This is a genomic window from Emticicia aquatilis (assembly GCF_014644295.1).
Taxonomy (GTDB): domain Bacteria; phylum Bacteroidota; class Bacteroidia; order Cytophagales; family Spirosomataceae; genus Emticicia; species Emticicia aquatilis.
This window is the reverse complement of record NZ_BMKK01000007.1, coordinates 253,662-277,539: the sequence shown is the minus strand read 5'-3', so window position 1 is coordinate 277,539 and position 23,878 is coordinate 253,662. Positions and strand designations below refer to the sequence as shown.

The window sequence follows — 23,878 nt, the reverse complement described above, 5'->3', positions numbered from 1 at the left end:
TGCTCGTGAAGGTTTAATGTTTAGAGAATATATCTTTCAAAGCACGTTGAGCGGCATGATAGCCACACATTCCATGCACACCACCACCTGGCGGAGTTGATGATGAACAAATATACAATCCCTTTTCGGAAGTTCTGTATGGTGAATATCGCAAAGCTGGGCGAGTGAATAACTGTCTTAAATCTATGATTCCGCCATTAATATCACCACCAATATAGTTGGGATTGTATTCTTCCAACTGCTCGGTGTTAAAGGTATGTTTGGCAAGAATACGTTCTCTAAAACCTGGGGCAAAACGTTCTACTTGCTTTTCGATGATTTCGGTCATATCTTTTTTTGAACCGTTGGGTACATGGCAATATCCCCATACAGCGTGCTTTCCTTCGGGGGAGCGAGTATTATCAAAAACACTTTGTTGAGCCAATAATATAAATGGTTTTTCGGGGTGTCTTCCTTTGGAGGTTTCGAGTTCTGCAGACGCAATTTCTTCAAAAGTATTTCCTAAATGCAAAGTTCCTGCTTCAAGGGCTTTTTCGGAGGTAAACGGAACAGCTCCCTCTAATGCCCAATCTACTTTGAAAACTCCCATTCCGTAACGGTATTTTTCGAGTTGCCATTGATAGATACTTGAAAAACGATGTCCAGCAATTTGCAGAAGCTGTCGAGGCGTAATATCAAATAAAACTGCTTTTGTAGAAGGTAGTTGCTTCAGAGATTTTACATGAAACTTTGTCTCGATTTTTCCACCCAAAGAAATAAAATAATAAGCCAAAGCATTAGCTAAAGACTGCGACCCACCCTTTGGAATCGGCCAACCTGATTTGTGGGCGGCAGCCGTTAAAACCAAGCCAATAGCAGAAGTCGTTAGGTTACTTAATGGCTGAATCGAATGTGCGGCCATGCCCGCCCAAAGTGCCTTTGCTTCCTTGGTTTTGAATTTATTGGCTCGCCAAGTGGCTGGCTTAAAAGCATTTAAACCAAATTTAGCAAATCCAATCGGGTCTTTTGGAAAATGAAGCGGAGCTAATAATTCGGGTAAAAGAACGTCCCATTGTTTGGTAATAGGTTCGATTAAATCAAGGTAATTTTCTTTATCAATTCCCAGACTTTTGGCTGTCTCTTTTAGTGAATTTGTCAAAATAGCCGCTGTACCATCATCCAAAGGGTGAGCGGCGGCGATTTTTGGTTGAATAAATTCTAAGCCAAAGTCGTGCAAAGGCAAAGTTTTGAAAAACGGAGAAGCATAAGCCAACGGATGAATGGCCGAACAAATATCGTGTTTGAAACCTGGCAACGTGAGTTCTGCCGTACGTAACCCACCGCCAATAGTAGATTTTGCTTCAACAATCAGTACCGAAAGTCCTTTTTGTTGGAGCGTAATAGCGGCCGCCAAACCATTTGGTCCAGAACCAACTACGATTGCATCAAAATCTGTTTTCAGTTTATCTATCATTTAAAGGTTTCTGGTTTGAACAACACTTTTCCATCTTTTTTGATTTGCCATGCGGTGATTGGGTTCATGTGATAGCCACCGTCGTTGCCACGTGCCTCAAAAAGTTGTTTGAGCGTTGGTTGGGTATAGCCCGTTTCGTCGGTTACTCGACTTAATATTTCAGTTTCTTCTCCTTTCCATTGCCACAGATGACGAAACTGAACGTGAGCTTTATCGAGAATTGGGTCGTTTAGTTGGGCAATTTGCCAATTTTTACCCGCATCGGTACTTACTTCTACTTTTACTACTTTTCCACGCCCTGACCACGCTAAACCACGAATTTCTATCCAACCTTTTTCGACCTGCTGTGGGAAAGACGGAAAAGTAATGATAGAACGAGCATCAATATCAAAGCTAAAAATGCGAAACTTACCATCTTTAATAGGTTCAGTATATTTAGAAGTTTCTTCACGAGTATAATAAGGGGTGTCTGATAGCTCTAATCTTCTGAGCCATTTTACGCTGGTATTTCCTTCCCAACCTGGGTTAAATAGTCTGAAAGGATAACCTTGTTCGGGGCGAATTGGCTCGCCATTTTGGGCATAAGCAATGATGGAATCTTCCCAACCCTTTTTTACAGGAATACTACGAGTCATTACGGCGGCATCTCCACCTTCGGCTAAAAACCACGAAGCGTTTGGTTTTACGCCAACTTCTCTGAAAAGCGTGGAAAGTTTTACGCCCGTCCACTCGCTTTGGCTCGTTAAACCACATATTTCTTGGGGAGTTAGGTTTTCCTTTCCGCCTCTAAAATTCCCCGAACATTCAATAAAAGCAATGCGTGAAACCGAGGGAAAGCGTTTTAAATCGGCTAAGGTAAAAACCAAAGGCTTTTCTACCAGACCATGAATCACTAATTCGTGTTTGTTGGGGTTAATGACGGGTACGCCTGCATGATGTCGTTCAAAATGCAGGTCAGAGGGTGTAATAATGCCATAAAAATCTTGCAAAGGCGACCTCGAAGAAATATCCGAAGGTTTTTTGACTGATTTAACAAATGGCGAACGTGTACCTATTTCACCTGCGAGCGTACCCAATTTTTTGGTTGGGTCTTCATAAATTGCATTTTCAGGAACAGCTTTTTGAATCGTCTGACCTTTGGCGGTTTGCACAATTGCGACGGCTGCCGTTGCCGCACCACCAAGCAATTTTCTACGAGAGAGTTTTTCTGGAAAACGTTGCGTTATTTCTATGATTTTATCAATTTTCATCTGATTTCAGCACCTCCTTTGCGGTCATCGGGTACAAATAAATTTTTAGCGGGCATTTCTACTTTGGGTAATGTTTGGGCATTAATTACATCTTTTTCGTCAATAATTCCGTTGGCGTTTAATAAATAGGCAGTCAAGTGATAAACCTCCTCGTTGCTCAAAGAACCAGGTTCGTTGAAAGGCATGGCTCTCCGAACGTAATCAAAAACCGTTGTGGCATAAGGCCAATAATTACCGATTGTTTTCTCTCGACGTTTGTCAGTGGGAGTTTTGTTCGTAACCAAAGAACCGTTTGGCCCACCGATGCCCCCCGCTCCATGACAAGCAACGCATTTTTCCTCAAAAATGACTTTTCCTTTGGCCGAAATTCCTTCACCTTTGGGCAAACCTTTGCCATCTGGCCGCACGTCAATATCCAATCGGTCGATTTCGGCTTGGGTGGCATTTCTGCCATAACCGAATGAACTGGGAACGGTATCAGCTAAAACCTTCGGTTCATTTGACTGAACTGGTCGATTTTGCAAAGGTTCAGATTCCTTACTCATGGCTTGGTAGCAAGCTTGTAAAGCGATTCCAAAGAAAAGTAGGGCAGCTAAACCCAATAAATATCTTTGTTTATTCATCATTGTTTTTGATTTCGAGTAGTCAAAAAATATACAGGAATGCCTAAACCTGCAATGATTAAGCCTGGCCAAGTGTAGGTGGGTTTATAGATAATAAGTAATACACAAAATGCCAAACCCATAACAATATAAATCGCAGGAAGCACAGGATAACCCCATGCTTTGTATGGGCGGTCGAGGGTTGGTTCTTTTTTACGTAAAATATAAATTGCGGCAATTGTGAGTACGTAAAAAATGACAACCACAAACGAAATCATGTCCAATAAATCGCCATAGCGACCACTCAAACTCAATATGACTGCCACCACAAACTGAAACCATAGAGCATATTCTGGCACGGAGTTTTTGTTTAAATCGCCAGTTTTCTTGAAGAAAAGCCCATCTTTTGCCATGCTGTAATAAACCCTTGCACCTGCCAGAATCATTCCGTTGGCACAGCCAAATGAAGCTATAAGAATCAAAACAGCAATCACAGCTGTACCACTTGCTCCAAAAATGGCTTGGGCGGCTGCGATACCCACACGGTCTTTTTCGGGGGTTCCGAGTGCTTCGATGGGCAATACCGCCGTAAACATGATATTGAGTGTTACGTAAATAAAAGTAACAACGGCAGTTCCGAGCAGTAAACTTAATCCAATATTACGTTTTGGATTTTTGATTTCACCTGCCACGAACGTTACGTTGTTCCAAGCATCGTAGCTGATAACCGTTCCGACCAATGCCGAAGCGATTGCTCCCCAAAGAGCGGGGGTGTCAGCATATTGAATAAATTCGCCCGTTTTGGTGAGTTTTTGTAAATGAAAAGGATTCGACCAGTTGGCTTGCCAGATTTCGGGTTTTAGGTAAATGAATCCAAATAAAATCAAACCTAACAAAGAAAGTAGTTTGGTACTGGTGAATATATTTTGTACAATTTTACCAAGTTTAACGCCTTTGGTGTTGAGATAAGTTAAGATAAAAAGCAACAAAATAGATGATAATTGAGCAGGAGAAACTTTGAAAGATTCGCCTATACGGAAAGCCACTAAATCTTCGCTGAATATTGGAAAGAAATACGCCAAAAACTTGAAAAATGATACACAAACGGCAGCAATCGTACCTGTTTGGATTACAGTAAACAAACTCCAACCATAAACAAAAGCCACCAAACGTCCGTAGGCTTCTTTCAAATAAACATATTGCCCACCTGCTTTTGGGTACATTCCGCTGAGTTCGCCATAGCTTACTGCAGCGGTCAAGGTCATAAAGCCACCTATCACCCAAACCACAATGAGCCAGCCAGCCGAACCAACATTGCGGGCGACATCGGCACTGACTATAAATATTCCAGAGCCAATCATACCGCTTGCGGCAAGCAAAGCGGCATCAATTAAGCCCAATTCTCTTTTAAATTCCTTTTCGGACATATATGTAATTTTTAAACCAATTCGGCGGTTGTTAGAGGCGTAACAGGTGTTTCGTTTGGAATTCGATTATTTAATCTTGGCATCGAAACGTTTGGTAAATGAGGCAAAACCAATTTGGCAAAATAGTTTGCTTCTTCGATCAATGGGAAACCTGAAAATACAAAAGCTCGAAAACCCATATCCATATAGCGATTGAGTTTGGCAATAATTTGGTCGGCACTGCCCACCAAGCCACTGCCACACCCCGAAAACACTTTTCCGATGGTCGTCCAAAGAATTTCCTCGGCATAACCTTCGTCATCGGATGTTTTTCTAAATTCATCTTGACGAATTACACCCAGCGAACGAGAATCTTCTCCTCTGGCACGGATTTCGGCGGCACGTTGTTCATCAAATTTTGAAATCAGCTTTTTAGCATAAGCCCTTGCTTCTTCTTGTGTTTCACGAGCTACTACGTGGATTCTGAGTCCAAAATCAATTTTTCTACCGTATTTTACTGCTCTTGCGGTCATGTCCTGCATGGTTGCGTACATGGCTTCTTCAGATTCTGGCCACATCAAAAATACATCGCAATGTTTGGCACAAACTTCTCTTGAACCATCGGAAGTTCCTCCAAAATACAAGAGTGGTCCACCATTTTGGTAAGGCTTCACAGGGTCAGAGGGCATATCAAACTGATAGATTTCTCCTTTGTGCTGAATGCGGTCTTGTGTCCAACCTTGTTTCAATATTTCGATTACTTCGGTGCATCGTTGATAGCGATAATCAGGATTTTCACGAGTCCCTGGCAAATCAGAATTGATGATATTCAAAATCAATCTTCCTTTGAGAGCATGGTCGAGCGAGGCAATTGCTCTTGCCAACATGGGCGGATGAACTTCGCCAGTTCTAACTGCTGCTAAAAAAGTTATTTTCTCCGTCAACGGTGCGAGTGCTGAGGTGATTGTCCAAACGTCTTGCCCTACTGTGTATGCGGTTGGGTATAAAATATTACTAAAACCGAGTTTTTCTGCTTCGAGCGTAATATCTCGACAATGCTCAAAATTACTTCTACGAGAATTGTCTAAAATGCCCAAATACTCGGTATCTCCACCAATAATATCATTGAACCATGATATTTCAGCGACTCTCTGGGTGGTTCGGATGTCGGCTGTTTTGATGTTTTGAATTGCCATTATTGTTTTTTATAAATTGTTGTACCCTCTTTTATGGTTTCTAAAACTTCTACGTCTTTGATTTTTGCAGGCTCAATCGTCAGAATATCGTCAGAAAGCACTACCAAATCTGCCAATTTACCTTTCTCGATTGAGCCTTTCGTTTTTTCTTCAAAGTACTCATAAGCACCATTGATGGTGATGGCTTTGAGGCCTTCGAGTGGGGTTAAGCGTTCTTCTGGGCCAATAACTTTACCCGAACGAGATTTACGCTCAACTGATGTCCATAATAAAAACAGTTGATTGATTGGTGTTACCCCAAAGTCTGTATGATTGGTGGCAATGATACCTTTCTTGATAGATGATTTGAGAGGACTCAAAAACTTAGCACGGTCATAACCTAAATTGGTCTCATGTACATCGCCCCAGAAAAAAGCATGATTACTGAACAATGATGGTAAAAAGCCCAATTCTTTGTATTTATCCAATTGGTCAGGACGTACAAATTGCGAGTGAATCACTACGGGGCGACGCCCTAAGCTTGTCGTTCCCAATACTTTATTGGCATTTTCAACGGCAGTAATGTACATGTCAATTGCTGCATCGCCATTGCAATGGGCGTACGGTTGGATATTATTCTTGAATGCTTTGATGATGGCTTCGTTGAATTGTTCTTGTGTAACCACTGGAAAACCACGACAGAGTGAATCATTACAGCCTGGAACTTTGGTCAGATAAGCCTTGCCGAAAAAAGCAGTTTTCCCTTGCGGTGAGCCATCTGACATAAATTTGAAACCATTGAGTTTGAGGTGGTTTTCAAGCACACCATGTTTAAAATCTGGGTTGCCGATTACTTTATCAATGATGGCATAAGACGGTAAAGTTTCGATGTCAATTAAAAGCTCATTTCTTTTTGATGCTTCTTTGAGCAATTTTAAATTCTCGAAACTTGTGCTACCATCTTGGGCGGTCGTTACGCCAAAACTGGCGTAGTAAAGTTGTTGTTCTTTCAATTGTGCCAATTGGTCTTCAATGTTCTTGGCTGGTGCTTCAAAACCTCCACGAATCACATAAGCGGCTTTTTCTTGTAATAAACCCGTCGGCTCATTCGTGCCTTCTTTTCTTTCAATTACTCCACCTGCTGGGTCTTTGGTGTTGCTATCAACATTGCCGAGTTTCAAGGCATAAGAGTTGGCAACCGACATGTGACCAGATACGTGAGTAATTACTACGGGATTATTCGGAAATGCTCCATCTAAATCCCATTTGTTTGGGTGACGTTTTTCTTCTAATTGGTCGAAATCATAGCCAAAACCACGAATCCATTCTCCATCTTTGATACCTTTTTGAGCTTTTAACTTCTGTAATTCGGCAACTATATCAGCTATTTTGCGAACCAACCCTACTGGCGGCGGATTGAGATTTGCCAAACCCGCACGTCCGAAACTCATAAAGTGGCTGTGTCCGTCAATAAACCCTGGGGTTACAGTTTTTCCACCCAAATCTACCACTTGGGTATTTTTACCTTTTAGTTTTTCGATTTGCTTGTTGTTTCCAACCGCCAAAATTTTACCATTTTGTACGGCAACGGCCTGAGCTATGGTGTTTTTTGCATCAACCGTAATGATTTTTCCATTGATAAAAATCTTATCGGCAGAAGTAGTATTTTGTGCAAAAACGGCTGTTTTTGCACAAAATAATGATATTAAAAAGAGGACTTTTTTCATGATAGATAATTTGACAGCGTTTAAATTATTTTGGAGCAAGTTTATTGTAGGCAAGTTCGTTGCTCGGAATTGCCCAAACGTAATTACTTGCTGTTGGTAATACCTCTGGTGCTACTCCCGCATTACCTATTTTACCTGGTAATTTTTGAACTCTTCTCAACAAATCGGGAGTTCTGAAACCTTCACCCAAAAGCTCTATTCTACGTTCGGTCAAAATAGTTTCTACTAATTCTGCTTTGGTTGAAATGCCTTTAGTAAATACAAAATTGGCATCAGAACGCTTGCGGACTGCATTCAAAAGTGCTGTGGCGGTTATTAAATCACCAGTCTCAGTAGCTGCTTCGGCATAGTTGAGTAGTACTTCGGCATAGCGAATGATTGGCACATAATCACTGAAAGGAGCTGAGTTTTTAGGAAATTTTCTTAATAACTTCTGACCAGTGGCGTTGGTACTTATCAAACTTTTGCGAGCATCAGTAGAGGTAGTTGAAGCTAATGTAGGGTCTGTTACAATACCAACAGAATTCAAGTAAATAACAGGTGTCAAATAGTTTGAAGCCAATGATGCTTGTAAACCTGGTGCTTCAGTAGGGTTGATGTAAGGTATGGTAAGTAAAACCTCGTTTCCTACGTAAGAACCACCAAAAACAGTAGCTATGTTAGCCTCTAATCTGTGTGTCAATGTTCCAGAAACATACTGAAACGGTGCAGCAGTCGAAACAATTTTCTTAGCTTCAGTAACTACGGCTGCGTAATCGCCTTTGACTAAATTTACCCTTGTTTTAAGTGCAATCGCTGTGGCTTTATGGGCTCTCGATGCAATTAAAAGCGGTGTTGAGTACGTTACTGGCAAATCCGTTTCGGCCTCGTTCAAATCTTTTAAAATTTGGGTATAAACCTCAGCTACTGTGCTGAAAGCAAAGTCGTTGTTTCCGCCCGATATTTCTGGCGTTAATCTCAGCGGTAAAGCTGGAGCTGCACTATTTTGTTGAAATGGCTTGGCGTAAGTTTGCACCAAACTGAAATAGGCAAATGCTCTTAAAAACTTGGCTTCGGCAATGTAGTTTTTGCGTAAATCATCTGCCAAAACTTTTGAAGTATTGAGGTTATCAATCAAAATATTGGCCGAATTGATGGTGGTATAAGCTGCACCCCAAACTTGATTGACAAAATCGCCTGACGATGTAATAGATTGATTCCAGACGTTTGCTCCCGTTGAGTTATTTCCGTCATTTTGACTGAATTCATCGCCACGCTGCTCATTAAAAATAATGTGACGACCGCCAAAATAGGCTTGACTTCCAAACTGCGAATAGAGACCATTTACCTGAGCCAAAATCTTTGCAGGGGTGCTATAAGCGGCATCGGTTGAGATACTCGTGATAGGCACAGTATCCAACAAATTATCTTTGCAACCACTTAGCGACCCGATAACAGTTGCTGAGATTAGCAACGAACGGCGGAATATATTTTTATGATTAAAACTATTTTTCATTTGATTAATTTTTTAGAAACCTACATTTAAACCTAAAGTAAATACAGAGGCATTGGCTGGCACGTTTTGGTCTTTACCCGAATTGACCGAGTTTCCGTTGATTGAGACCTCTGGGTCAGCACCTGTGTATTTCGTAAATGTTAAGATATTTGACGCTTGTACATAAGCTTTGACAGATGAAATATATTTTGAAACAACACCATCTTTGATAGGTACATTATAACTCAAAGCTATGTTCTTTAGCTTAATGAAAGAGCCATCCTCAACAAAAGCTGTATTTGTAGAAGAAAAACCGCCACTGAAACTATCGCCCCAAACTAATTTTGGAACATCGGTAATTTGGCCTGGGGTAGTCCAACGGTCTTTTATCCAAGTACCATTATTGAAATAGCGTTGGTCAGAAAGTGTTCCTTTTGTTCCATTATATAGCTTATTTCCACCTGAGAAAATCAAATTAATGGCTAAATCAAAGTTTCCGTAGGTGAAGTTGTTATTCAAGCCGCCATAATAAGTAGGAAGCGATGGCCCTTGAATTCTGCCATCACGGTAATTGTCAATAGCAGGAACAGTAGCACCGTCGAGTGTGGTGAATGTTCTTTTGAGTGCATCATATTGCACTTGTTGGTCTTGGGAATTGAGGTAAATTCTGTTACCATTAGCAGGGTTAATTCTCAAAGTTGGTACGGCAAAAATAGAACCCACCGAGTAACCAACACGAGTTACGTTTTGAATACCGAAAGTACTTAATGCGGTTGGATAAATATCACCACCAGTACCCAATGATGTCACACGGTTTTTAAGCGTGGCAATATTGAAATTAGCATTCCACTGGAATTTTTGGTTATTAATAATGTTGGCTGTTAAACCTAACTCAATTCCCTCATTATACAAAGACCCTACGTTTGCAGCAATTGAGTTACCCGGAATACCTTGTGAAAGTGATTGGGGAGCCGACAAAATTAAGTCATCAATGGTATTTTTATAATAATCCGCTTCAACTGTAAAACGATTGTTCAACAAACTGAAACTCAAACCAATGTCGGTTTTCTTGCTTGATTCCCAACGCAATGCAGCATTTCCTGCTTGTCCAAAAAATAAGGTTGGTACACCAGCGTAAGTGCTTGAGCTGTATTGCGATAATGCAGCATAATCGCTCAAACTACTATTTCCCACAACCCCATAACTTGCTCTGATTTTAAGTGAATTGATGTAGTTTTTTAGGTTTGAGTTTTGGTAGAAAGCTTCCTCCGAAACATTCCAACCTACCGAACCACCACCAAAATTCCCCCATTTATTACCAGCCGCCAAAGCAGATAAACCATCACGACGGAAGTTGAAACTTGCCAAATATTTGCGGTTGTAATCATAGCTTACATTACTAAAAAATGAAAGGAGGCCATTTTCTGACTGAACCGTTGAAGAGGGTGTAATGTTGGTAAATCCACCTTGATAGCTCGTAAAGAATGGGTCTGATAAACCCGTGCGAGTGGCACCCCAACCATCAACTTTGCGGTAGATTTCTTCGTGGCCGAGTAAAACTTTTACGTTGTGAACATTCGCCAAAGTAGTATTATAAGTAAGCGTATTTGTCCAGTTTGAGCGGAAGTAGGTTGTGTTTGAGTTTGCTGCCGTTCCTCTGTTAGCAAATCCATCACCACTTTGTAGGTTTCTAAACTCTTTGTTTTCGACCACTAAATTATTAATACCATAAACCGTTTTAAATTTAAGGTCTTTCAGTAATTCAATCTCAGCAAAAACACTACCAAGCAAAGTGTTGTTTTCCGACGTGTTTTTGTCAAGGTCTAAAACTGTTTGAAGGTTGTACGCATTAAATACCCCCAAGGTATTAGCATTAGGGCCGTATCCAATATTTCCGTTCGCAAGGTTGATATTATATGTTCCATCAGCATTATATACAGGAACGTTTGGTGGCAAAATGTAGGTCATACGTGCCAAAGGTTGCAGACCAATATACTGCGTATTTACGCTATTTCCCGACGAACTCCCCACCGAATTTGGCCCGATTGCACCTGAGTTTGGTCCTGCATTAACCGAATTGCTGAACGAGAAGTTTGTTCCAATTGAAATGCTACGATTGAGTTTATGCTCTAAATTCAAACGGGCAGTTTTGCGGTCAAAGGTATTAGCTTTGAGAATACCATTCTGTTTAGAATAATTGACCGAAACGTAATAATTGGTAGCATCATTAGCACCCGAAACATTTAAAGTATGGTTTTGTGAAACGCCCGTTTGATATGCTACATCGTACCAATTGGTTTCGATATTTGAACCATCAGCATTTTTGCCAAGTACAAAACCTGGCGTAAGTCCTGCGTTTACTCTCGCTTCATTTTTGATGGTTACGTAATCTTCAGCATTCAAAATTTCTGGTAGATTGAATGGTTTGCTCCAACTTACCCAAGTATCATAATTTACTTTCGTTTTACCTTTTTTGCCTTTTTTTGTGGTAATTACTACAACCCCATTAGCCGCTCTCGAACCATAAATGGCCGCCGCCGAGGCATCTTTCAGCACATCAATTGATTCAATATCATTTGGATTGATGTCAGAAAGTGGGTTATTTCCTACCGAACCACCAGCCGAGCCAGTGAAAACAGTGATTCCATCAACAATAATGAGTGGATATACCGAAGATGTAATTGAGTTGATACCACGAATACGGAAAACAGGTGTGTTGTTTAATGCACCACTTGGTTGAACAATGTTCACCCCTGCCGCTTGTCCACCCAACAATTGGTCTAAGCTTTGTGCGGGACGATTTTCCAATTGTGATGCAGAAACCTTTACGGCTGACCCTGTGAAAGCTTTTTTACTTTCACTGCCGTAACCCGTCACAACAACCTCTGACAATTGTTTGGCGTCTTCTTCGAGGTCAATTACAACTGGACTTGATTCTACGACTATTTCTTTGGCCTTAAAACCAATTGAACTAACCACAATTGTGAAAGGGAATTTTTGTCCAGTTTGTAAATAAAAAGCACCTTCTTGATTGGATGTAGAGCCATTGGTAGTGCCTTTAATCTGAACTGCTGCTCCAATTACGGGTTCTTTGGTTCGTTGGTCGAGGATTCTACCATTGAGTTTTGCATTGATAATTGGCTGTGTATTTTGGGCGGAGAGTGCCAACGGAAAGAACAAAATACATACCCAAATAAACAGGTAGTTGTTTTTTTTCATTACTTTGTAATGGTTTAATTAAAAATAAGAAATCTGAACAGGTAAAACTTTACCCGTCGGAGTCATTTAGCGATGAACTTGTTTTGTTTAAACTTCCGCCAGTTCGGTTGCCGCCGAATTGGCTTTTTTCTATTAGCTCAATGATTATTTCTTTTGCTAATACTTTGTTTTATGGGACAAATGTAAATATTTTTATTAATATACTAAACCGATAGACTAAATATTTTTCAATTAAAAACACTATCAAGAAATATTTTAATTAATTATTGATTTTATTATACTTTTGTAGAATCTATCAAGAAATTAGATTTCTTTTAAAAACAAAACCTCCTTCGCTTTGATGCAAAAGAGGTTTTATGCAATCTCTGAAAAAGAAGTTACGGTGTAATTTTAATGTTTCCAAACTCTCCACCTGCACCGTCGCTCAGAAAAATACCAAACTTACCTCCTACTTTTCCATCAATCAATTGTGAAGAAAAGGCTGGTGAAGCGTTATTATCGACGTAAACCTCCACATTTTGGTTCTTAATGTGGAGTCTGACATGAAACCAACGATTTAGACTAAGTTTGGCAAAGTCGTCGCAAGCTGAGTTTAGGTCTTTCGGAATTGGCGAGGCATAATACTTTATGGCATTTTTGCGAAGTGTATAATCTTCATTCAGTAGTGCATAAGGTGAAATACAAAGAGCTTGAAAGGCAGTATCGTTCTGCCCATAGAATGCAAGCCCAATGTATTTCTGTGGTGAAAAATCCTGTCCTTTTATGTCTAAATCAATGTTTCCTTCAATAAAATTAAAACTTGTTATCCATAACAAACCATCACCTTTCTTTTCAGTAATTTTAATTCTTTTTGGAGTTGCTTCATCATATTCTCGATTAACGAACTCCAGCCCACCATTTTGTAAATCTTCCAAAAAACTAAATGACTGGGCAGAGCAAAATACCGTACTAATAAGCAGGATTATTGTCAGAATAACATATTTCATAATATTACTTAGTTTAGTAATTCCCTAATACTTAGTGACTTCCATGATATTTTTCACCTGCTTTAATAGCAACCGTTAGGATATTTTCTTTGGTTGGTAGCGGGCAAGTTGCGTAAGGCGTAAATGCACAAGGAGGGTTATATGATTTATTGAAATCTATATAAATATCGCCATTGGCATCGGGAGCTTCGGCGTCCAAGAATCTGCCAGCTCCGTAGGTTTCATGTTTGTTGGTAGCATCACCATACACAAAATGCAAATGTTCTTTGGTGCCAGTGGCTTCTAAACTATATTCTTTGCCGTCAATCGTGAAAACTAATTTCCCAGGTGAATCTTGCTCGTAAGTGCGACCTGTAATGTCAGTAATTTTTAGTTTTTTGCCTTCGGTCGGAACAAATTTTGCTTTTACTTTCCAGTTTTGGTCAATCGGAAACGTTTCAATGCCTTTGAAGCTTTTGACAAATTCTCCTTCAAGGTCACGTAATCTGATGGCGTATTTATCACCTCTTTGAATGATAAACCAACGAAGTGTTTTATGGCTCAAAACTGTTGGTTTGCCTTTGTAAGGAAATAATTCAGCATTTTTAGCAGGCTCACTGCCTAAATTTACCGTTGCATTTGAAGAGGCTTCGTAAGAAACTTTACCGTCTTTCAAGATAATTTTTCCCAGAAAAGCATCCGAGTGGTCGGCAGGAAATTTGATGGTATTGCTTTTATCGCCACCGATAGTATTTACGCCTTCTTCGAGCCAAAACAATCCCGCCAAATTGAGCCAACCTTCTTCGGCTTTCAAGCCTTCAATGCGTTTTTGTTGCCAACTTTTGATAGTTGCTTCGTATGGAGTTTCTTCTATAAAAGAGAAAAGTAATACTGCTACTACGAGCGTTCCGAGAAATTTGAGGTTTTTATTCATTTTTTTATTGTTTAAAGTTTGTACTAATCAAAGTGGAAATAGGCTTGAGTCGCCATTTTTAATAATTTCTTTCAATTTATCGGCATATTCATGTGCTTGATGAACATCACCTTTTGCTTTATAAACTTTGTATAGTCCCCAGTAGCCATTGGCCGAATTTGGATGTTTTTTCAATAAATCGTTATAGGCTTTTATGGCTTTATCGTATTTATTGGCTTTCAAATGAGCCTCTGCCAAACTTATCAAAACTGGTCGGGCATAGGTTGGTGGTTCGCTATAACCCAAATCATCTTCTTTTTGCTTGGCTTTTTCAAGGATTTTAATGGCTGCTTCGTAATTATTTTCGGCACTTTTTATTACACCTTGCAGTTCGAGCGAAGCCACATTTAAATCGGCAATGCGTTTGGTGTTAATAATGTCTTTGGCATCAGTTTGTCCGCTATTTCTCCATAAATGGGCATCAAGAGCATCAGAATAGCCTTTAGCAGCTTCAATTTGGCTATTTTTGGCAGCATCCATTCCCAAAGCAAATAATCTTAAGGCTTCTTTATAGGCAATTGCTTTGGGCGTGAACAAACTATCGTCGTCAATTTTGATGGCGGCCAGCTTTTCGGCAGCCTTTTTATAAAACCCAAAGCACAGTTCCATTTTGGCAGGAGCAATTACGCCTTGATAAAAAAATCGACCTTCATATTTTCTTTTTCGCTCTTTGGTAGCGGGCATATTTTTTAGTTTCTCAGCATAATAGAGGGCTGTCGAATAACGTCCGTCTTCGGCACAGTTCGATAGTAGATAATTGATGTTGTGAATGTAATTCCAAGTATCTACTTCGGGCATTTTTTGCTGTTTCATATAAGCCGAATCAACTTTTACGGCGGCAATAAATGATTCGTAGGCTTTTTGGTAGTTGCCCAGTTTATAATAAACATGGCCAGGCATGTGAACCATGTGTCCAGAATTAGCCGATAATTTTGGTAATATTTCGGAGCTTGCAAGAGCTTCTTCGGGGCAACAATTTTCTTTCAAGTGAATCCAATAATGATGGACTGCGGCATTGTTGGGATGTTCTCTTAGAATATCTTTCAATAAATATTCTGAGTAAATTTGCCCTTCACGAGGGTTCATTTTTGAGTCGTATCCTCCCATTTTACTTAAAGCCAAAAAAAGTTTTGCATCAAGGTCTTCGGGATATTTATGTACAATCAGTTCTAACTTTGACTGATATACGGCACTTTTCCCACCTGACTGGTCGGCATCTCGTGCCAGTATAGCATCAGCGTACAGTTTTTCTCGTTCGGTGGCTTTCTCTTTTAATTTTTTCAGTTTTGCAATGGCTAATTTTTGGTCATTCTTAAATTCGTCGCCTTCAATTGCTCCGATGGCACTATATAAGCCATAATAGGGCATAATTGCCGATGAATCGTTTCTGATGGCTTCTTTGAATGCTCGGTATGCTTCAAAATCCCAAAAACAATGCAACAACGCAATGCCTTGATTGAAGAATTGTTGAGTTTTGGCCGACTTGGTTGTTATCTTAAAATCAACTTCTCCGATACCACTCAAAATAATTGGCGGTGGGAGATTTGGTACATAGGGAGTTTCTTTGCGGTAATCTAAAATGTGTTCTAAATGGCTATGGCTGTCGTGGGTTGCACCTCCATCATGCACATCGCCTGTACTCGAAGTAGCGTCGTGCTGATGCTGTTCTGGCTGACGGACTCTTTGAGCCAAAAGCACCGTTGGAAGTAGTATTATTAATAAAATACGTAGCATTTCGGTTAATTTAAGAAAAATGAATAGCGACCTTGCGGCCGCTATTCGGTTTAGTTTAGGGTTTATTTTAGAAGTAGTCTGTTAGTCACAATCTCTACGTTTGGTAGAGGGAAAATATAGTTTTCTTGCGATGGTTTCACCTCTGGGGCACTCAACGAGCTACTTGCTTTTGCAGGAAGTGGCAGAAGATTGCGTAACAAATCGTTTGAGCGGAAACCTTCACCCAATAACTCAATTCTTCGTTCTTTCAAGATTGTATTTACTAAAGCCGTTTTATCGGCAGTTGCAGCCGCTGGGAAGTTATAAGTAGCATCTGAGCGATTACGAACGGCTTTCAATAACTCAACAGATTTGGTTAAATCACCCGTGTAAGCAGCAGCTTCGGCATAGTTTAACAAAACTTCTGAGTAACGAATGATTGGCATGTAATCCAAAAATGGCGATGGTTTGCTATATTTTGTCAAGAACTGCACGCCCGATGCGGTACGAGCAAAAGTTCTTCGCAAGTCAGTTGATTTCCATTCAGTATCGCCCCAAATTCCAGTTGGATTTAAGTTATATTCAGAATTAGCATTGAAAACATACGGGAAAGATGTTTGTCCAGTTACGTTGTCCAATTCAGTCATTGGTACCGACAAAATTGATTCGGTACTTGTGTAGTTGGTCGTGAAAATCTCTACGATGTTTTGTAATCTGTGACTTACACCCGTACTTGCTGTAAACGGAGCTTTATCAGAAACGATTTTCTTGGCTTCTTCAATTACTTTTTCGTAGTTTCCACTGTTCAAATACACACGGGTTTTGAGAGCAATGGCCGTATTTCGGTGGGCTCTTGTGGTGTTGAGCAAAGGTGTTGCGTAATTCAAAGGCAATGCCGCTTCTGCCTCGTTCAAATCTTTGATAATTTGGGCGTAAATTTCAGCAACGGTGCTACGTTTTAGGTCATTGTTGGCTGTTGAAGTTTCAGCTTCTAAACGCAATGGCAAACCTGGAGATGTACCTTTGTTTTCGTTGTAAGGTCTTGCGTATAACGTAACCAAAGCATAATAACTCAACGCTCGCAAAAATTTTGCTTCGCCAATGTACTGCTTCGCAAGGGTTTCATTTACTGCTTTTGGGTTATCTGTCAATCCTTTGATGAGAATATTGGCATTATTGATGGTTCGGTAGCCCGATTCCCAAAAACCTGCTACAAAGTTTGAACCAGAATTGAGTGTCTGACTCCATGCCTCAAAAGCAGTAAAGGTATTACTTGTGCGGTTGATAAATTCTTCGCCACGAGCTTCGGTGTAGGTGTAATAATTTCCACCATAAAAATTACCTGCTTTAGCGGCTTTATAGATACCATTTACTAAGCCTAACACACGTTCAGGCGTGGCAAAAGCATCTGCACCACTAATGGCTGTTAGTGGTACGGGATTGAGAGATTCTTCTTGATTACAGCTTGATGTTCCGAAAAGCAAAGCGGCAATTGACGTAGCAATGAGTGTATTTTTATTGAAAAATTTCATAATAATGCTGTTTTTGGTGTGAAATCGCTTAAATTAGAAACCTATGTTGATACCGAACGTGAATGTACGGGCTTGTCCAACTGAGTTTTTCTCAACCCCAGGCGTGGTGTTTGAATTACCATTAACCGAAGATTCTGGGTCAGTACCTGAGTATTTTGTTAGCAAGAAAAGGTTTGAACCTTGCACATAAACTCTCACTGAATTCAAACCAGCTTTGGTAAGTAGTTTGAGCGTTGGTAAACGATAGCCCAACGAGGCGTTTTGTAAGCGAATAAAATCAGCTTTTTCTGCATTGGTTGAAACTGGAAATGACGAACCACTTGAAGTTTGGTCGTTATAAACCAATCTTGGAATATCGGTAATATCACCAGGTTTTTGCCAACGATTCAGGATTTCGGTTGAGTTATTATACGCTCTTTGGTCGAGCAAAGTGGCTCTTGTACCATTTTGAATATAATTTCCGCCTGCGTAAGAGAAGTTAATGCCTAAATCGAAGTTTTTGTATTTAAAATTATTAGACCAACCGCCGTAGAATGTCGGTAGGGCATTGCCAATCAAGTAATAATCTGCTCCTGTGATAGCAGGTGCTTTTGTGCCATCCAAATATGTCCACTGGCTTTGGCCTGGCAAAACTACTTGGCTGTATTGCACTTGCTCGCCTTTGGCATTGATAAATATTCTTTGACCATTGGCAGGGTTTACACCCGCAGTTTTTGCACCGTAAAGACTACCTACTGAGTATCCTACACGAGTAACGTTGGTAGTTTCGTAAGATACGTGCGTGGTACCAACAATGTCTGTATTTCCTTCGGCCAGTGCCGTAACTTCATTTTTGATTTTTGTGATATTAAAGGAAGTATTCCACGAAAAATCGCCTCTTCTAAGTACATTTGCATTGATACCCAATTCGATACCACGGTTGTACATTGAGCCAACATTTCCTAAAATAGCATTACCTGGAATACCTTTTGAAACCGCCTGTGGAGCAGATAAAATCAAACCATCGACATCATTGTAGAAATAAGTTGCTTCAACTTGAATGCGGTCATTCAAGAAACCAAGTTCAGCACCGATGTTTGTTTGCTTGCTCGTTTCCCAACCTAAGTTTGAGTTGCCCGCTTGCGATAAAGCCCAAGTAGCAGCATTGCCATAAAGTGAACCACTGTAAAGTTCGAGCGAACTGAAATCATTGCTCAAGTTTCCGTTTCCAACTCTACCCCAACTTGCACGCAGTTTCACGTTGTTGAGTGTTCGTGCCAATGAAGAGTTTTTGTAAAATTCTTCATCCGATAATTGCCAACCGCCCGAAACACCACCAAAATTTCCGAACTTTTTACCTGAACCTAAGGCCGAGTTCCCATCACGACGGAAGTTTACAGTAAAGAAATATTTTTTATTGAAATCGTAGTTGAGACGAGAGAAAAACGATAAGAATGAACGTTCGCCAAGGTCATTATTTGCGGCTGAAATAGCACCCCAGTTGCCTTGATAATTTTCAAAATAAGGGTCAGAAGTTTGCGTGCGTGAAGCCCCCCAAGATGAAGTTCTGAATTTCTGAATATCATACCCAACCAAAGCCGAGAGATTTTGTTTTTTGCCAATTTGAGTGTTGTAAGCAAGCGTATTTGTCCAGTTCCAGTTATCTCTCAAACCCGAAGTATTGGTTGCGTTTCCTCTGCTCGAAAATCCGTTACCTTGAATCGCACTATCAAAACTTACATTTTCTGTTTTTAAACGGTCAACCGAATAGGTTGTTGTAAATTTTAAGTTTTTCAATAATTGAGCATCGAATGAAAAATTTCCAATCACACGGTCATTCTCAGAAGTGTAACGGTTTTCGTTGAGTAATGCTACTGGATTTCCCCAGTTACTCACAAATTGATTATTACCAACGCCAATCGTATTCGGACTCGCTGGATTTACGCTATACGAACCATCAGCATTGAACGGCCCAACATTTGGCGGCAATGCAACCGCCAAACGAGCCACGCCAACCAAAAAGAAGTTCGAACCTGGCAATGAGCCTGCATAAGGCGACTCATTATAGCTGGTATTGTATGAAAGTCCACCTCTAAATTTCAACCATGTATTTAATTCTTGGTCAATATTGAATCTGATGGCTTTACGCTTAAATTTATTGCCTACGATAAAGCCATTTTGGTCAGAAACATTGGCTGAAAAATAGTAATTTGTAGTAGCAGTTCCACCCGAAACGCTCAAATTATGGTTTTGTGAAGTTCCTTGTTTGTAGATATAATCGTACCAACGAGTGTCAACAGGATTATTATTAGCATCAGTATTCGGAAAAAATAAAGCTGAAGCTACTCTATCATTGTTGGCATTTCCGCCCAAAATTTTAGCGTTGTTTACTGCTTCATTTTTGATGGCAATAAACTGTTCTGCATTCAATAAGTCAGGTAAACGAGTAATATTCGATACGCCAGCCCATGCTTCATAATTGATTTTTGGTTTACCTGTTTTACCTCTTTTGGTTGTTATCAAGATTACACCACCAGCAGCACGTGAACCATAAATGGCCGTTGAAGCAGCATCTTTCAATACATCAACCGATTCAATATCAGCAGGGTTAATATCTCCCAAAGGGTTATTAGGCACGGCAGTGCTGGTTGAAATGTTACCTGTATTAATCGGAATTCCATCAACCACTACCAAAGGATACGAACTCAAAGAAATAGAGTTTACACCTCTGATACGAATCACTGGTGGGTTATTCAAAACTCCGTTGGGTTGGGCTACGCTGATACCAGCCGCACGGCCTTGTAAGGCTTGGTCGAAACTTTGTACGGGTTGTTCTTTGATTACGTCGCCCCCAACTCTGGCCGCTGAACCTGTAAATTCAGCTTTGGTTTGTGTTCCGTAGCCTACAACACGTACTTCACTTAATAATTTGGCTTCTGATACTAACTCTATCGAGTATATAGACTGATTGTCTATTTTTTTTTCGATTGGAGAATATCCAATAAATGAAAAAACAAGCGTTGCACCTTCTGGAGCGTTTATTTTGAAACTTCCTGTAAGGTCAGAAACCGAACCAACGCTCGTGCCTTTTACCAAAACAGATACGCCTGGCAAGGCTTCACCCGAATCTTTATCTTTGATACTTCCCGAAATGGCTCTTTGGGCATAAAGCAAACTGCTAAATCCTGTCAGAATAAAAACTAAAAATAGTTTTTGTAGATTATTGACTTTCATAAATCTTTGGTTTTGTTTTTTAAAATTATTTATAAAAAGTGGTGGAAATAGCAGCGTTACAGCAACATGATAGACGACAAACGGCAAAGTTTTTAATCATATTTACCCGCTTCGAGTGTGCTTCTCGTTAGGGCATATTTTTTATTGTAACGGTCGAGAACTACGTGAATAGAATCTTTCTTTTCGTTGATACCTGATAGAATTACTCTTTCACCTCCATTCAAAACCGTATATTTTAAAATCATTCGATTGCGTTTTGTTGGACGGCTTTCGGCCTCAATCCCTTTAGTTCGACGAGCCGAACGAGCAATTGGGTCAATTTTAGGGTCTTCTGGGCCAATAATTGCTAATGCTTCTTTTGGAATCCAATTATCTGCTTTTGGTTTTTCACCCTTTTTCTTGGCTTTCGCATTTGTGCTATTATCGCCACCAAAATCAGCTCTATTTCCTTGAAACTCACGTCCTTCTTGACGATTTCCACGGTTTTTATCTTGCAAATACAATACATTATGTACCGTATCAGCTTCATAATAAAACACTCTTTGGCCACCCGCAACACCAGTCAACTCGAAAGTTCGGTTGATGTCTCGCATCGGGGCTCCTCCCCCATTTGATAAATCTAATTCGACTGGTTTATTGGTTTTGAAAGTCAAGGTTGTCCATTTTTCAAACGTTGCTTGTTGCCATCTTGTGGTATCTAATGGCGAATACGGAATCACTTGGTTATTGATTTTGAATTCGGTCACGTTGTAGTTTCCACGCAATTCTTTGATGCCTTTGATGGCTGGTTGCTTATAAGGGTCATACAAGAAGTTGACGATTGCCAAATAAGTAAATACAGGCAAAAACAAGATAATTGTGGCAGTTTTGAGTGTAATGCGAGAGATTCTCTCCCATGCTTTGGTGAATGTTGGATAGAAAACAAACGGCACAGTATATTTTTCAAGAATCAATAAATTATAAATTCTTGGAATATAACCCACCAGCAAAAAGGCTGAAAACAACACAAAATACGAACTATAAACGTGTACGCCACCATCGTAAGCAAAGTTCACATACACAATATCGGCCAATGCACCAAAAAGCAAAACTGCTCCCCAGAAAGTTGTTGCTCTGAAAAATAACAATGCACCAGCCGCTACTTCTACGATACCAGTAAAGACTTCGTACCACGGCACAATACCGATTGATAACCAATAGATTTTTTGTAAAGTCAAATCACCAAAATCGGTGTTTAAAACTCCCCATGATGGGTAAGGCAATTGCGTTGGGGTCAGTTTCGTGAAACCAAAACCAATGATTCCGATACCTGCACGGTAACGAACTACTACGTTTAGCCAGTAGTAAAGTAAATTATACTCGGTACGTTCTTTTTTTCTGAATTTAGCAATTGCTGTCCAAATTAAACCAATAACGGTCGCAAAAATCAGTGTGATTACCCAAACAGCATACCCTTGCAGCGTTGAGCCAAAGATTTTATTGCCAAAGAAGTTTAAGCCAGAACCAAAACGAGCAATATCATAGACATCACGGTAATGTAAATGCAGCCAATCGAAAGTAAAAATGTCTTTATACCAATCCAGATTATTGGGCAAAGTCATGGCAATAAAGAATACAAAAGCAATGCGAAAGGCTATTTTATGCCAATTTTTCCAAGGTTTTGCTTCGGCAGATGTTTCGGTGTGAGAAGCGTTTTCAGGTAATTCTATACCCAAATCTTCACGAACTATATTTAAGTTTGAATCAGACATAATTTTAGAGTTTTGAATTGGTTAGAATTATAATTTCAACGCATTTCTACGACCTGATTTTTTTGCCTCAATGGTCAAGTATTTTTTATTGATTTTATTCAAGACCGCATAAACCGAATCTTTACCAGCACTCAAGCCCGATAAGACAATCGTCGAGTCATTCAAGCGTTTAAACGAAAGTGAAAGTTTATCTGAAGCATGGTTTTTATTGCGATTTTTCAGCGAAAGTGCCGATTTTGTGGAGTCAAAATCATAACTATAATAGTGGCGGCCTTGTGAACCAGCAAACTCATAGATACGATTTGAGTCCGCTTTATAGAGTTCTTCGCTCGGTAGATGCTCAATAATTACGGGCTTATTTGATTTGATACTCAATGTATTCCATTTTTCAAAAACCACATTTTGCCAACGAATTGGGTCGGTTTTTGAATAGGGAATCGTCTGATTATTCCAGCGAAACTCGCTTACGTTATACAATCCAATGATATTTTCGATGCCTTCCGCTTTGGGAAAATGGTAACCATTGTTTTTGTAGCCTGCATAAGTTTTGAAGCCATAAAAAACCACAAAAAATAAGATGAAAACTGTTTTCAAAACAATGCGATACTGCTTCCATTTTCCATTAAAAATTGGTTGAAAACGGTTAGGTGCAGTTGGTTTTTCGAGAGAAAGTAAATTGAATAATCGGATAGCATCAAAAGCAAAAAGATAGAGAGCAAGAGCAACGAGGTAGAAGGCATAAACATATTCGCCGCCTTCGTAGGCGATATTTGAAATGGCTACGTTTCCAGTAAAAGGAAGAATGATAAGAGTAGCAATCGTTGCCGTATTACGATTCAATAAAAGTAAACCCGCTACAATTTCGACCAAACCCAAAAACGATTGGTAACTTGGCACAACACCCAAGCCGAGTGAAAACAATTTCCAAGCCGTGAAATCCCCATAATTGGTATTAAGATTACTTAATGAAGGAAAAGGTGCTTGAATTGGGAAGAATTTCAAAAACCCATAAGCAATAACACCAATGGCGAGACGATAACGAACCAATACTCGAAGCCAATAATAGAGCTGGTCGTAATTGGTTTCTTTGGTGTAAATTTTATCCCAAATGAATGTTCCGATAGCAGCCAGTAAAATAATGACCAACCAATTAAAAAAACTATCATCACCCGTGAAAGTTGGAGAATATCTCGATAAATAAAAAATGTCTCGGTATTGAATCTGCAACCAATTAGTTGAAAAGATGTGCTTAAAAAACCTTAAATCTAAGGGTAACACCTGCAAAAAGAAGTAAATGCCGAAAAACTTAAAGATAGTTTTTTCTGTATTGCTCCATTCGCTTTGCGAGTTAAGTTCAAGAATTTTAGACATAATTTTAATAGAGGTATTTAGGTAAGTGTTTGAAACGCCTAATTTTTATCTGCC

Annotated in this window: 15 protein-coding genes; all 15 read right to left on the bottom strand. The window is 39.8% G+C overall.

The annotated features are described in order from the left end of the window. Positions 1-13: 13 nt before the first annotated feature. On the bottom strand, positions 14-1,453 hold the full coding sequence (locus tag IEX65_RS18270; protein WP_188768003.1) for a phytoene desaturase family protein: 1,440 nt from the start codon (positions 1,451-1,453) through the stop codon (positions 14-16). Continuing rightward, positions 1,450-2,703, bottom strand: a complete 1,254-nt coding sequence (gene soxC / locus IEX65_RS18265; protein ID WP_188768001.1) for a sulfite dehydrogenase — start codon at positions 2,701-2,703, stop codon at positions 1,450-1,452. Before soxC ends, IEX65_RS18270 begins: the two co-directional genes overlap by 4 nt. Beyond that, positions 2,700-3,326: a c-type cytochrome gene (locus tag IEX65_RS18260; RefSeq protein ID WP_374757859.1), complete on the bottom strand. Its 627-nt coding sequence runs from the start codon at positions 3,324-3,326 to the stop codon at positions 2,700-2,702. The genes soxC and IEX65_RS18260 overlap by 4 nt, the downstream gene beginning before the upstream one ends. Further along, the gene (locus IEX65_RS18255) at positions 3,326-4,732 is read right to left on the bottom strand and encodes an APC family permease (RefSeq protein ID WP_188767999.1); all 1,407 of its coding nucleotides are present in this window, start codon (positions 4,730-4,732) and stop codon (positions 3,326-3,328) included. The genes IEX65_RS18260 and IEX65_RS18255 overlap by 1 nt, the downstream gene beginning before the upstream one ends. Before the next feature lie 11 nt (positions 4,733-4,743). Beyond that, the gene (locus tag IEX65_RS18250) at positions 4,744-5,907 is read right to left on the bottom strand and encodes an LLM class flavin-dependent oxidoreductase (protein ID WP_188767997.1); all 1,164 of its coding nucleotides are present in this window, start codon (positions 5,905-5,907) and stop codon (positions 4,744-4,746) included. Then, complete coding sequence (locus tag IEX65_RS18245) at positions 5,907-7,613, bottom strand: amidohydrolase (protein WP_188767994.1); 1,707 nt, start codon at positions 7,611-7,613, stop codon at positions 5,907-5,909. The genes IEX65_RS18250 and IEX65_RS18245 overlap by 1 nt, the downstream gene beginning before the upstream one ends. A gap of 25 nt (positions 7,614-7,638) precedes the next feature. Continuing rightward, positions 7,639-9,108 (bottom strand): RagB/SusD family nutrient uptake outer membrane protein, encoded by a 1,470-nt coding sequence (locus IEX65_RS18240; RefSeq protein WP_188767993.1) that lies wholly within the window; start codon positions 9,106-9,108, stop codon positions 7,639-7,641. 12 nt (positions 9,109-9,120) lie between these two features. Then, complete coding sequence (locus IEX65_RS18235; RefSeq protein WP_188767990.1) at positions 9,121-12,306, bottom strand: SusC/RagA family TonB-linked outer membrane protein; 3,186 nt, start codon at positions 12,304-12,306, stop codon at positions 9,121-9,123. A 377-nt stretch (positions 12,307-12,683) separates the two neighbouring features. Continuing rightward, positions 12,684-13,292, bottom strand: a complete 609-nt coding sequence (locus IEX65_RS18230) for a hypothetical protein (protein ID WP_188767981.1) — start codon at positions 13,290-13,292, stop codon at positions 12,684-12,686. Positions 13,293-13,323: 31 nt separating this feature from the next. Then, a complete protein-coding gene (locus IEX65_RS18225) occupies positions 13,324-14,205 on the bottom strand; it encodes a DUF1684 domain-containing protein (RefSeq protein ID WP_188767979.1) in 882 nt (293 codons plus the stop codon). A 27-nt stretch (positions 14,206-14,232) separates the two neighbouring features. Continuing rightward, positions 14,233-15,978: a tetratricopeptide repeat protein gene (locus IEX65_RS18220; protein WP_188767977.1), complete on the bottom strand. Its 1,746-nt coding sequence runs from the start codon at positions 15,976-15,978 to the stop codon at positions 14,233-14,235. 62 nt (positions 15,979-16,040) lie between these two features. After that, entirely contained in the window at positions 16,041-17,489 is a 1,449-nt protein-coding gene (locus IEX65_RS18215; RefSeq protein WP_188767975.1) for a RagB/SusD family nutrient uptake outer membrane protein, read from the bottom strand. Between the two features lie 33 nt (positions 17,490-17,522). After that, complete coding sequence (locus tag IEX65_RS18210; RefSeq protein ID WP_188767973.1) at positions 17,523-20,702, bottom strand: SusC/RagA family TonB-linked outer membrane protein; 3,180 nt, start codon at positions 20,700-20,702, stop codon at positions 17,523-17,525. Positions 20,703-20,794: 92 nt separating this feature from the next. Then, complete coding sequence (locus IEX65_RS18205; RefSeq protein WP_188767971.1) at positions 20,795-22,453, bottom strand: hypothetical protein; 1,659 nt, start codon at positions 22,451-22,453, stop codon at positions 20,795-20,797. A 27-nt stretch (positions 22,454-22,480) separates the two neighbouring features. Beyond that, positions 22,481-23,824 carry a DoxX family protein gene (locus IEX65_RS18200; RefSeq protein WP_188767969.1) on the bottom strand — a complete coding sequence of 448 codons (1,344 nt, stop codon included), beginning with the start codon at positions 23,822-23,824 and terminating at the stop codon, positions 22,481-22,483. Positions 23,825-23,878 lie beyond the last annotated feature (54 nt).